This is a genomic window from Stenotrophomonas sp. YJH_SMC_10, from assembly GCF_059371555.1.
Map to the genome: position 1 here is coordinate 1 of NZ_JCAFUS010000028.1, position 9,453 is coordinate 9,453.

The 9,453-nt window shown below is 65.2% G+C and carries 18 protein-coding genes and 1 pseudogene; 4 read left to right on the forward strand and 15 right to left on the reverse strand.

Annotated elements, in window-relative coordinates:
• Window positions 1-116: 116 nt before the first annotated feature.
• From AC5P9C_RS20155 to AC5P9C_RS20180, 6 genes are read right to left on the reverse strand one after another with little or no spacing between them, the layout of a single operon-like run.
• A complete protein-coding gene (locus tag AC5P9C_RS20155) occupies window positions 117-374 on the reverse strand; it encodes a hypothetical protein (protein WP_495205259.1) in 258 nt (85 codons plus the stop codon).
• The gene (locus AC5P9C_RS20160; RefSeq protein WP_495205260.1) at window positions 367-594 is read right to left on the reverse strand and encodes a hypothetical protein; all 228 of its coding nucleotides are present in this window, start codon (window positions 592-594) and stop codon (window positions 367-369) included. The genes AC5P9C_RS20155 and AC5P9C_RS20160 overlap by 8 nt, the downstream gene beginning before the upstream one ends.
• Window positions 587-784: a hypothetical protein gene (locus AC5P9C_RS20165; protein ID WP_495205261.1), complete on the reverse strand. Its 198-nt coding sequence runs from the start codon at window positions 782-784 to the stop codon at window positions 587-589. The genes AC5P9C_RS20160 and AC5P9C_RS20165 overlap by 8 nt, the downstream gene beginning before the upstream one ends.
• Window positions 777-1,019, reverse strand: coding sequence for a hypothetical protein (locus AC5P9C_RS20170; RefSeq protein WP_495205262.1), 243 nt, complete (start codon window positions 1,017-1,019; stop codon window positions 777-779). The genes AC5P9C_RS20165 and AC5P9C_RS20170 overlap by 8 nt, the downstream gene beginning before the upstream one ends.
• Complete coding sequence (locus AC5P9C_RS20175) at window positions 1,016-1,645, reverse strand: hypothetical protein (RefSeq protein WP_495205263.1); 630 nt, start codon at window positions 1,643-1,645, stop codon at window positions 1,016-1,018. Before AC5P9C_RS20175 ends, AC5P9C_RS20170 begins: the two co-directional genes overlap by 4 nt.
• Window positions 1,642-1,803, reverse strand: coding sequence for a hypothetical protein (locus AC5P9C_RS20180; RefSeq protein WP_495205264.1), 162 nt, complete (start codon window positions 1,801-1,803; stop codon window positions 1,642-1,644). The genes AC5P9C_RS20175 and AC5P9C_RS20180 overlap by 4 nt, the downstream gene beginning before the upstream one ends.
• A gap of 224 nt (window positions 1,804-2,027) precedes the next feature.
• Between AC5P9C_RS20180 and AC5P9C_RS20185 the strand changes: the two genes are divergently transcribed.
• Window positions 2,028-3,584, forward strand: a complete 1,557-nt coding sequence (locus AC5P9C_RS20185) for a DNA cytosine methyltransferase (RefSeq protein ID WP_495205265.1) — start codon at window positions 2,028-2,030, stop codon at window positions 3,582-3,584.
• 226 nt (window positions 3,585-3,810) lie between these two features.
• Here the strand turns inward: AC5P9C_RS20185 and AC5P9C_RS20190 are convergent, their stop codons facing one another.
• The 9 genes from AC5P9C_RS20190 to AC5P9C_RS20230 all read right to left on the reverse strand — a co-directional run bounded on the left by AC5P9C_RS20190 (window position 3,811) and on the right by AC5P9C_RS20230 (window position 7,027).
• A complete protein-coding gene (locus tag AC5P9C_RS20190) occupies window positions 3,811-4,509 on the reverse strand; it encodes a hypothetical protein (RefSeq protein ID WP_495205266.1) in 699 nt (232 codons plus the stop codon).
• On the reverse strand, window positions 4,506-4,898 hold the full coding sequence (locus AC5P9C_RS20195) for a hypothetical protein (RefSeq protein WP_495205267.1): 393 nt from the start codon (window positions 4,896-4,898) through the stop codon (window positions 4,506-4,508). The genes AC5P9C_RS20190 and AC5P9C_RS20195 overlap by 4 nt, the downstream gene beginning before the upstream one ends.
• Window positions 4,899-4,905: 7 nt before the next feature.
• Complete coding sequence (locus AC5P9C_RS20200) at window positions 4,906-5,337, reverse strand: hypothetical protein (protein ID WP_495205268.1); 432 nt, start codon at window positions 5,335-5,337, stop codon at window positions 4,906-4,908.
• Between the two features lie 53 nt (window positions 5,338-5,390).
• Window positions 5,391-5,630 (reverse strand): DEAD/DEAH box helicase family protein, encoded by a 240-nt coding sequence (locus AC5P9C_RS20205; protein WP_495205269.1) that lies wholly within the window; start codon window positions 5,628-5,630, stop codon window positions 5,391-5,393.
• On the reverse strand, window positions 5,627-5,953 hold the full coding sequence (locus AC5P9C_RS20210) for a hypothetical protein (protein WP_495205270.1): 327 nt from the start codon (window positions 5,951-5,953) through the stop codon (window positions 5,627-5,629). The genes AC5P9C_RS20205 and AC5P9C_RS20210 overlap by 4 nt, the downstream gene beginning before the upstream one ends.
• Window positions 5,950-6,222, reverse strand: a complete 273-nt coding sequence (locus tag AC5P9C_RS20215) for a hypothetical protein (RefSeq protein WP_495205271.1) — start codon at window positions 6,220-6,222, stop codon at window positions 5,950-5,952. The genes AC5P9C_RS20210 and AC5P9C_RS20215 overlap by 4 nt, the downstream gene beginning before the upstream one ends.
• A gap of 15 nt (window positions 6,223-6,237) precedes the next feature.
• Window positions 6,238-6,486 carry a hypothetical protein gene (locus tag AC5P9C_RS20220; RefSeq protein ID WP_495205272.1) on the reverse strand — a complete coding sequence of 83 codons (249 nt, stop codon included), beginning with the start codon at window positions 6,484-6,486 and terminating at the stop codon, window positions 6,238-6,240.
• A 74-nt stretch (window positions 6,487-6,560) separates the two neighbouring features.
• Window positions 6,561-6,710: a hypothetical protein gene (locus AC5P9C_RS20225; protein WP_495205273.1), complete on the reverse strand. Its 150-nt coding sequence runs from the start codon at window positions 6,708-6,710 to the stop codon at window positions 6,561-6,563.
• On the reverse strand, window positions 6,707-7,027 hold the full coding sequence (locus AC5P9C_RS20230) for a hypothetical protein (RefSeq protein ID WP_495205274.1): 321 nt from the start codon (window positions 7,025-7,027) through the stop codon (window positions 6,707-6,709). Before AC5P9C_RS20230 ends, AC5P9C_RS20225 begins: the two co-directional genes overlap by 4 nt.
• Before the next feature lie 255 nt (window positions 7,028-7,282).
• Between AC5P9C_RS20230 and AC5P9C_RS20235 the strand changes: the two genes are divergently transcribed.
• The 3 genes and pseudogenes from AC5P9C_RS20235 to AC5P9C_RS20245 form a co-directional block, all read left to right on the forward strand.
• On the forward strand, window positions 7,283-7,438 hold the full coding sequence (locus AC5P9C_RS20235) for a hypothetical protein (protein ID WP_495205275.1): 156 nt from the start codon (window positions 7,283-7,285) through the stop codon (window positions 7,436-7,438).
• A gap of 20 nt (window positions 7,439-7,458) precedes the next feature.
• Window positions 7,459-9,081, forward strand: a complete 1,623-nt coding sequence (locus AC5P9C_RS20240) for a virulence-associated E family protein (protein ID WP_495205276.1) — start codon at window positions 7,459-7,461, stop codon at window positions 9,079-9,081.
• A 3-nt stretch (window positions 9,082-9,084) separates the two neighbouring features.
• Window positions 9,085-9,453 (forward strand): annotated as a pseudogene (locus AC5P9C_RS20245) (hypothetical protein); the annotation flags it as partial.

Sequence of the window (9,453 nt, forward strand, 5' to 3'; positions counted from 1 at the left end):
AGCAGTTGTGCTCTTTGCGACCGGTCACCATTTTGTCGGAAAGAACTTTGTCCCCTGGTGAGCCGAAATCGCCATCGAACGGATCGAACATCAGCGTCAGGCTTTCGTCGTCAAGCTTAGCCATTGCCCACCGCCTGGCTGAGCGGAGCCAGCAGCTGCACAAGCGTGATCCACGGGTGTGCCTCATGGCTCTGCGCGCCCTTGCAGCCGTCAACGTGCGGGAACGGGTAGCGGGCGTAGCTCGTCAGCTGCGGCCGCTGGCAGATCCGGCAGCGCATGTAGTCGCCATCGAGTTCCCATCGCGACGAGAATGCACAGAGCTCGCCGTTGGCTGCCGAAACGGCCTCGCTCTCGATGATCTTCGGCTTAGCCATGTCGCCCCCACGGGTTCTTGAAGTTGAAAAGGTCCTGCGCGAACACCCACAGGCGGGTGAGGCCGAGATCTGCGACCCATTCCGGTACGACGTTGCAGACTTCCCACACGTCCAAGCCATCAGCCTTCCATTCCGGGATGTGCTTCGGGTCGCCCATGAATTCGAAGCTCCACGACTTGTGGTCGCCCCGGATGTGGATCTGAAGCAGCTTCTTAGCCATAGGTGCTTGGCTCCACTTCGTCCATGTCCCACACCAGATGTATGGCGCCAACCTTGTTGGGAGGTAGGTTGGAAAACTCGTTGAGCGCGGCCACGTAAGCGGCAGTGAACGGGCCGAGTCCGAGTTGGTGACGCAGGAACCTGTAGCGGCGCCCGAGAGTCGATCGCGCGGTGAGCAGCTGGTCAGTCATGGGTTTCGTCCTCTCGGTTGGGATAGCTCGCGACCATTGCTTTGACGGCATCCACGATTTCGCTGACTTCAAACTCTCGGCGGCGGTCACCGAGGTGATAGCGAATCGAGTGGATAGCCGTCTCCCACCGGTCCTTTCGGACGATCCGGCCGTCCTCACGGAACTCGTAGTCAGTTGGCTCGCCCTCAGCGTAGGCCGGATGGCGAAGATCGCGTTCCGTCACGTCGCGGCTCATTTGCCCGCCGCCTGACTGTCGATTTTGATGGCACCCCACTGGTTGGCCCAGTCGCTCAGCCCATTGGCGTGATCGTCCGGCCTGCCAGTCCACGGAACTACGACCGCATACGGCTTAAACAGACGAGTAGCGAACTCGCAGTTGATCGCGTTCGCTGCTTCGAGTGCGTGGGCCTTGCTGGGGGCTGGGTGCAGGTCATCAGGTCCCGCCAGATGCATAGCCCACAGCCCTGGCGCCGTAGCCTGTGCGGGCTTGTACTCCTCGGCGGCCTCGATGGCGTTCTGCCACCGGCAGTTGGCGCTGCTGTGCTCGCCGATATCCACGCCAGTGATGGATGCGATGTGGGCGGCCAGTTCGTCGGCCACTTCTTCGCAGCGATCACGTTGGTCGATGGTTTCGCCCAAGGCGCGGGCATCAAGAGCGGCGATAGCAGTGGCCTGCTGCCATGCTCCCCACGCGGCCTCAGTTGTTGCGGACGCATAGACTCTCGAACCATCGATTACTCGCAGGCTCAGGCATGTGCTGCTGTCCACCCACGCCTCGAATCGGGTCCGCTCGTCCTGATCGGGGAGCCTCACCGGCCCACCGGGCTGCACGTCCGCCAGGGTCTTGATGTGCTTACTCATGCCTGCATGTCCTTGTTGTTGGCGGGAAGGCGCGCCAGGCGCAGCGATTCCCAAGTGAGGGGGTAAGGGCCACGCTTGACGCGCGTGTCGGCAGTGGTCATCGACACGCCCAGTTCGTCGGCGATCTGGCGCATCGTGTAGCGCTTGTTCTCGACCACGCGGGCGTAAAGCGCGGCCTTTGCTCTGCCAGCCTTGACGCGGTATCGGTGGTGTCGATCGCTCAGCGTGGGAAGCAGACCCGCGCGTCGAGTGCGGCGGTCGCCCTGTGGGCGCACTACATGCCAGCCCGGACTGCACGCACTTCAGCCAGGCCAAGGGCGGTCAGCCGCGCAGCCGAGCAACCCGCTCGCTTTCGTGGGTTGTGCCCCGCTGGGCCGGCACCGTGCGTCCGCGCATCATCACACTGGAGAACGTCAAGCAGATCCTGAAGTGGGGCCCGCTGATCGCCAAGCGCGACAAGGCGACTGGCCGCGTGATCAAGCTGGACGGCTCAGTCGCCGCTGTCGGCGAGCGCGTCCCGCTGGACCAGCAGTTCCTGATCCCAGACAAGAAGCGCGAGGGCAGCACCTGGCGTCGCTTCGTCGCTGTACTGCAGGCGCTCGGGTATCAGGTGGAGTGGCGTGTTCTGCGGGCTTGCGATTACGGCGCAGGTACGACGAGGGAGCGGCTCTACATGGTCGCCCGCTGCGATGGTGAGGCGATTGCCTGGCCCGAACCGACCCACGGTCCCGACCGCGCACAGTCGCACGTGTCGGCAGCGTCCAGCATCGACTGGTCCATTCCGTGCCCAAGCATCTTTGGCCGCAAGAAGCCGCTCGCGGACGCGACGCAGGCACGCATCGCCCGAGGCATCAAGCGCTTCGTGCTGGATGCAGCCGAGCCGTTCATCGTCCATGCCACCCACGGCGGGGAACGCAGGCCGCACGGGATCGGCGAGCCGCTGCCGACGATCACTGCTGCCAATCGTGGCGAGATGATGATCGTGTCACCCACCATCGTGCAGTGCGCGAACGCGTCCGCCAACGGCGTCGCTTCCGGAGGCGATCCGCTGGGCACCATCACGGCTTGGCCGCGCGGCGGTTCGCACGCCTTGGTTGCACCCGTACTTGTGCAGTCCGGATACGGCGAGAAGACCGGGCAGGCGCCCCGCAGCCTCGACATCAGTAAGCCGCTGGGCACGGTAGTCGCGGGAGGCGCCAAGCACGCCCTCGCAGCCGCCAGCTTGGTGAAGTTCCGGGGCACCAGCGATGGCGGAGACGCCGGCCACCCGATGCCGACCATCACCAGCGGCGCTGGCGCGGCGCGGCCGGCCGGTGCCGCCCATGCCATGGGGGTCATGGCGGCGTTTCTGGAACAGGCCAACGGCGGGTTCTACCAGGGCGCCGGCAGCGCCGCCGACGAGCCGATGCCGACCATCTGCGCCAATGGCAGCCACCAGCGTCTCACAACCGCGCACCTGGTGACGCTGCGCAGGAACCTGGACGGCCAGACCACGACTGACCCGCTCAGCACCATCTGCGCTGGTGCAACTCACCATGGGGTGATCGAGTGCGTCCTGAGTCCTGAACAGGAGGCCGGCGCACTGCGTGTTGCCGCGTTCCTGATGCGCTACTACGGCACGGGCGGACAGCATGGCGAACTGAGCGACCCCCTGGCGACCATCACCACGAAGGACCGGCTCGCGCTGGTCACCGTGCATCTGAGCGGCGTGCCCTATGTGATCGTGGATATCGGGCTGCGCATGCTCAAGCCGCACGAGCTGTTCCGCGCCCAAGGCTTCCCGGCCAGCTACATCATCGATCGCACGCAGGACGGTCGACAGGTCAGCAACAGTCGCGCCGTTGCCATGGTTGGTAACAGCGTGAGCCCGCCGCCGCTGGTCGCCATCTTGGAAGCGAACGTAGGCGCGGCTGTGCAGCCGCAGTTGGAGGCAGCCTGATGGACCCCACACGTCCTGGCATAGGTGGCGAGTAAAGGGGTGATTGGCGGAGTGCAGTCCCACAGCCCAGGGGTTGTGGTTGATCGCAATGTCGACCGCCCGAGCCAGCGCGGTCTCCATCGCGTGGCTTGCGCCGCCTCCTCCTGCGAACAGATCAACAACGATCTCGTCCGAGCGCAGCCGTGACTTCAGGTCATGCAAGGGGAATCGGAATCCGCCGGAGCCGTCAGCCACGCACTGCCTCCTTCGACGCCATTGCCGCGATCGCCAGCGGACGCACGAACCACGCGGCTAGGCCGTCCTCGGTCTCGCCCAGCCACGCGAGACGCCAGTCACGGCCGGGTGCCTCAGGATTCCAATCATGCAGCTCCTGCGCGGTGCTGTAGACGCCCGATCCGATGCCTTCCTGGGAGAACTCGCCCTCAACCACGACCAGGTCGAAGCCCTGCGCGAGGAACAACGGTCGCAGCGATACCTCGCGGCCGTCAGCCCACATCGGCACGTCGGGATGGCACAGGATCTCGCCGGCGGCGTTGCGCGCTGGGAGGCGACTTGGGTGGTACAGACCTCGCCACGGGTCTGCCGGATCGACTACGGTGCGCGTCTGATTCCTGACCAGCTCCAGCAGCTCGGTCGCCTGCACCAGCCGGGCGCGGGTGGTGTCGCAGAGCGGTGTGTCGCCGTCCTGCATGCTGCTGCGCAGAGTCGAGACATAGGCGGTTGCGGCGGCTTCGAACACGCGCAGATCCTGCAGGCGCGGAAGGCGGTGGTGCAGATCCCGCAGCGCGGTCTGCGCCTGCGCGAGGGTGATGGCCTTCGCTTGATTGGGCAGCCACACAGCCTCGACAGCGATAGCACTGATCGTTTCGAATGCCTCGCGCAGAACGGGGCAGTTCGTGGGGAGAGTGGCAAGTTTCTCGGTCATCGGCGGGCCTGCTTGAATTGGGTGTCGGTGTTGACGAACGCGCCAGCGAGCGGCGCTACCTGGGACGCCTGCTCGGCGCCAGCGGGGCGAAGGGGGAAGGGCGGGGCATGGCGATAGCGGCGGTTGGGGTCCGATGCGAACTTGCCGGCTTCGATGCGGATCACCTGGTACTCCGGGAACGCCTCATCCGGCAGCGCTTCGCGTGCCTCTTCCATCAGCGCGACAAAGCGCGCCTGCCACTCGACCGGCATCGACTGCAGGGTGCGTCGCGGCACCACGTGATAGGCGGCGCGACTGAGGCCGAAGGCATGCCATGCCGGGCCATCGGAATAGGTGCTACCTGGCCTGCCGCGCTCAGTGACGCTAGCTGCGTGCGATTCGCTGCTCATGCTTACCTCAGTCGTTGTCATGGGCGGCAATGCGCTCTGCATAGCTGCCGTGGTTGGCCGCGTGGCGGCTCATTAGCGGGCGGAGTGGTGTGTGCCCCAGCACTTCGATGTGCCCGCCGGCTGCGAGGAAAGCGTCCAGGTCGTCGGCCAGCTGCTGCCGGTCGAGTTCCCGGTGTCGGATCGTGGTCGCCGCGTCACTGACGCCAGTAAGCGGACCTGGCGTGCAGGTCGGCTGCACCCGGGCAGGTGCCGCGCGCAGCGGGGCGATCGCATGTTGCATGTGGCTGGATAGGCGCCAGATCCCACGCACGCCGGAGCGGTGGCAGATGGCCTGGCCGCTGCGCGCCAGTCCCTTCAATGTGTAGCCGATGGCCTGGTGGGTGCCGTTGATGCGGCCAGCGGTCTTGATCTGCTCGACCGTGGCTCCTTGGGGAAACATGGACAGGACCCTGCGCACTTCGGCAGCGCGTCCGGTCTGCTGAGGGCGGGCGCTCATGCGTGGGCCGCCGCGAGTAGATCGCGCATTGCGCAGCCGTGGTGCAGGACACGCGACGAGTGGTGAGCAACGGCATCCGGATTGTTGGTCAGGACGAGCGTGTCCTCCAGTGGATACGCGGTGTGGCCATCCCAGTCGTCCAGTACCTCCTGCAGGCCGAAGTGTGCGCGCAGCTCCTGCGCGTTGGAGGTCTTGCCGCAGCGTTGCGGCCCGTAGATGACAACAGAGCGGTTCATGCGGCGATTCCTCGCGTGCGGCGCGTAGCGCGGTTGTTGGGGGAGATCGAACGAACACGCACGCCCTGGCGGTCGAGCCAGCGGTGCGCGGCCTGTGCGGCAAGTCGGTTGAGGGAAAACGAGACGCCGCCGAGGGTGAGCGAGTGGTGCGATACCCCCACGCTCCGGCTGGCGCTGGCGGCGACCTTCAGGAGCGACTCGCGCGGCGCGGCGGTGTAAAGGCCGGCCCAGAGCCAGCCCTGGCACACCATCAGGACGAGCGATTCGCCCTGATGGCCGGTGGCGAATTGCTGCTCCACTGGCAGGATGGGCTGCGCGCTCATGCCGTCAGCGCCAGGTCGCGTGCCTTGACGATCTCGGCCTCGGCGGCGGCAATGCCACTGGCGGTCAAGGTCGCCTTGCGCGGCAGCTGCGGATCGTCGTACCTGATCAGCACGCGCTCATCCAGCCAGTTCATGACGCGGCGCGTGAACAGCTTCTCGGGACGATTACGGGGTGCGAATCCGTTGGCGGTGCGGTGGAGGGTGAGGTCGGAAGCGCCATGCGCTGCGAGCAACGCGGCTTTTTCCTTCGGCTTCAGTGGAGCGGCCATGGGCAGTTCTCCTAGTCAGGCGGCGATGGGCGTGGAAAGGGAAGCGGCAGCGATCTCGGCTAGGACCTCGCCCCGATGGCGGGCGAGCAGGGAGATCGGGATGCGCAGGCGGGCAAGGCTCGGATCGGTCCAGCGCAGCTCGGCTAGCGCGGCCTTTTCCATCGGTACCGGACGCGTGGCGAGGCCGCACCGGTGGCATTCGATGTGCAGCAGCGGCGGGCAGGGGGCGCCCAGGCGATGGCCGGTCGGGGCGCCTTCAGTCACCACGACGTGAGGCCGATGGCCGGGCCCACACAGCGGCACGGAGTCGGGGAGCGGGCGAGATGTCTGGCGCATAGTCAGCCCCTCACCGAGCTGCTGAGCGCCCAGCGCGCCTTTGCCGCATCGCGGTCTGTATTCGCCTGGTGGATCTCAGTGATGCGCAGCGGCACGACAACCGCAGCCACCAGCGCGACAGCTGCCCAAGCGAGGCGGAGGTGGCGGCTCATGCAGCGCCTCCTTTGGCGCGGGCGAGTGCGGCGTCGAAGGCAACCATCGACTCTTCGCACTCTCGGGCGAGCCGCGAGCGATTTATCAGGCTGTTGTCGAGGCCCAGCGCACGGAACGCAGCGGTCAGGCGGTCGCCCTGTTCGACCAGATCCGATAGCAGGGCATGGGCCGTGCGCAGATCAGTGGATTGCTTCTTCAACATGGATTCGCCGACGCGAATCATGAAGTCGGGGGTGGTAGCTGCCACGGCCCCGAACTCGGCGTTTGTCCCTGCAATGCGTTCCAGGGTTGCCAGCGCGGTTTCGGCAGCGCTCATGCCCGCACCTCCGCAGACATGTCGCGCGAGCAGGCTTCCAGGCGGAGGCTGGCGACACCCAGCTGCTCAAGCGTGCAGGGGCGAGATCGATCCGCTTTGTGGATGTGACGGGCCAGCCCGATGGTTGGGACATTGCAGATGCGTTGGAGCGCGATGGCTGGACGCCTCGACAGCTTGCGGCGTGGGCCGCAAATCGGGTGGTTGAAGTCGACGTGGTGGCTGCCAATGGCGCATGACAGGAGGCTGGAGGAGCGAGTGCTGCACTCCAATGCGAAGCTCGCCAGCGCCTACCGGATCGCGGCGCAGGCCGCCCTGGACAACCCATATGAGCACTCTCGGCGCTTGCGCCGGGAGCGGGCAAGAGAATACCTGCGCCTGGCGCGGGGCTACGAAAAGGCAATGCGGCAATGAGCGTGGGGACAAGGCGCAGGATGACAGTGATCGATGGTGGCGGTGCGCCACCGCCAGGCGGTGGCGGGGTAGATCCCAACGCCTGGAAGGAGCACCTCACCAGAAATCGCGATGGCAATGTCGAAGGCACGCTGCACAACCTGATTTTGATCATGGAGAACGATGATCGCTTGAAGGGGTTGTGGTGGCTCAACGACTCCAGTAACCAGGTAAAGCTGCACAGAGATCCACCGTGGACAGGTGGAAGCAGGGACGAGTTCATCGACTCGGATGCCTACGAGCTGGCGGCTTGGCTACAGCACCCGGAGCGCTATTGGATGAAGTGCAGCGATGACCTTGTGTTGAAGGCTGTCATCGCTGTCGCGCGCCGGCACCGCCGTCATCCCATCAAGGACTACCTCGGTACCTTGCAATGGGATGGAGTCCCCCGTGTCGAGCGCATGCTCGTTGAGCTATTTGGTGCAGCGGACAATGCCTACAGCCTGCGCGCAGCGCAGTGTTTCATGGTGAGTGCCGTGGCTCGCATCTTGTGGGTAGACGCCAAGCAGCCCAGCGTCGGCGCACAGGTGGACTTCATGCTGGTGCTGGAGGGGGAACAGGGCAAGCGGAAGTCGAGCGCCCTGCGCGCGATCTTCGGCAGCGAATGGTTTGTCGAGACCAGCGAATCCCCAAGCGGTAAGGACTTCTACCAGGTCATCCAAGGGGCGTGGGGCGTCGAGATCGGTGAGATGGACTCCTTTTCGAAGGCCGACGTGACAAGCGTAAAGACCGCCATCACCAGGCGCGTGGACAAGTTCCGTGCACCCTACGAGCGCGTGCCTCGGTCCTATCGCCGCGAATGCGTGTTCGCGGGCACCACGAACGAGCATCAGTACCTGCGCGACCCGACCGGTGGGCGGCGCTTTCTCCCTGTGCGGACTGATGGCGACGTGCAGATCGCCGAGATCGCGACGTTGCGCGACCAGCTGTGGGCGGAGGCTGTGACCATGTTCAACGCTGGGTTCGAGTGGTGGGAGCTGCCAGCGGACGCGAAGGAAGAACAGGCCAGCAGGTATGTGGGCGACAGCTGGGAGGGGCGAGTCGAGCAGTGGCTCGACCTTCGGATGGAGCCGAGCAAGTACCGCAGCCGAACAGCAACAAGCCGAACGCATCGCGAACATGGTTGCACCGCTGGTGCTCCGCAAGGTTCAGCAGAGCCGGTCCGTGTCTGTGCGGGGGAGGCGCTGATGACGCGCATCATTCTGGGAGGCATCGACCTTCCTGCCGATCTCCAGTGGACCGATGAGTTCACCGCTTGGCGTATCGGTCAGCAAGCGCGCACGAGCTTGACCGGTGCGTTGATCGTTCAGGAATCGGCGCGACAGGCTGGACGCCCAATCACCTTGAAAACTACCCGCGACGGGACCGCCTACGTCGGCGTGGTGTCTCTGCCCACTCTTCGGGCCCTGCAGGAGAGCGAAGGCGAGGCGCGCGCAACGCCCATCGATCTCATCTTGCCCGCGCACAACGGCGGCGACCGCGCGTTTCAGGTGCGCTGGCGCCGAACCGATGGTCCAGCGATTGAGGTTGAGCCCACCCGGTTTGCTGTGCCGGCTCTGGATGCTGATCTGTTCTCCATCACTCTTCGCCTCATGACGGTGTAACCCATGACCATTTCTGCAACCGACATCAAGCTGCGTCAGTCGCAACGCCTGACTGACAACCCCGACGGCGGCGGCCGTATGGTTCAGGCTGAGATTGTCGACGGGACAATGAACAACCTCTTCCCTGACATCGGTGATGAGGAGCGCACGACTGGTCGAGCCACGCTGCGCAAGATGTTCGTACATGTCGATACCGCCAACACTGACGTGCTGAAGGATGCGATCGGTGTGCTGATCGATCCGCCAGCTGACCCGCGCGTAACGGTGAGCATGTTCGCGACGGGCTCCTATGCTGACGTGCGTGCTGATGCTAAGAATCGGGTGGAGAGCTACATCACTCGCGGTACCGAGTCTCGCTTCATTCTGATGGGC

Coding starts and splice junctions, on each gene's coding strand:
- AC5P9C_RS20190 (WP_495205266.1), bottom strand. CDS start 4,509: ATGACCGAGAAACTTGCCACTCTCCCCACGAACTGCCCCGTTCTGCGC.
- AC5P9C_RS20225 (WP_495205273.1), bottom strand. CDS start 6,710: ATGAGCCGCCACCTCCGCCTCGCTTGGGCAGCTGTCGCGCTGGTGGCT.
- AC5P9C_RS20175 (WP_495205263.1), bottom strand. CDS start 1,645: ATGAGTAAGCACATCAAGACCCTGGCGGACGTGCAGCCCGGTGGGCCG.
- AC5P9C_RS20240 (WP_495205276.1), top strand. CDS start 7,459: ATGACAGTGATCGATGGTGGCGGTGCGCCACCGCCAGGCGGTGGCGGG.
- AC5P9C_RS20170 (WP_495205262.1), bottom strand. CDS start 1,019: ATGAGCCGCGACGTGACGGAACGCGATCTTCGCCATCCGGCCTACGCT.
- AC5P9C_RS20210 (WP_495205270.1), bottom strand. CDS start 5,953: ATGAGCGCGCAGCCCATCCTGCCAGTGGAGCAGCAATTCGCCACCGGC.
- AC5P9C_RS20230 (WP_495205274.1), bottom strand. CDS start 7,027: ATGAGCGCTGCCGAAACCGCGCTGGCAACCCTGGAACGCATTGCAGGG.
- AC5P9C_RS20160 (WP_495205260.1), bottom strand. CDS start 594: ATGGCTAAGAAGCTGCTTCAGATCCACATCCGGGGCGACCACAAGTCG.
- AC5P9C_RS20200 (WP_495205268.1), bottom strand. CDS start 5,337: ATGTTTCCCCAAGGAGCCACGGTCGAGCAGATCAAGACCGCTGGCCGC.
- AC5P9C_RS20205 (WP_495205269.1), bottom strand. CDS start 5,630: ATGAACCGCTCTGTTGTCATCTACGGGCCGCAACGCTGCGGCAAGACC.
- AC5P9C_RS20215 (WP_495205271.1), bottom strand. CDS start 6,222: ATGGCCGCTCCACTGAAGCCGAAGGAAAAAGCCGCGTTGCTCGCAGCG.
- AC5P9C_RS20155 (WP_495205259.1), bottom strand. CDS start 374: ATGGCTAAGCCGAAGATCATCGAGAGCGAGGCCGTTTCGGCAGCCAAC.
- AC5P9C_RS20195 (WP_495205267.1), bottom strand. CDS start 4,898: ATGAGCAGCGAATCGCACGCAGCTAGCGTCACTGAGCGCGGCAGGCCA.
- AC5P9C_RS20165 (WP_495205261.1), bottom strand. CDS start 784: ATGACTGACCAGCTGCTCACCGCGCGATCGACTCTCGGGCGCCGCTAC.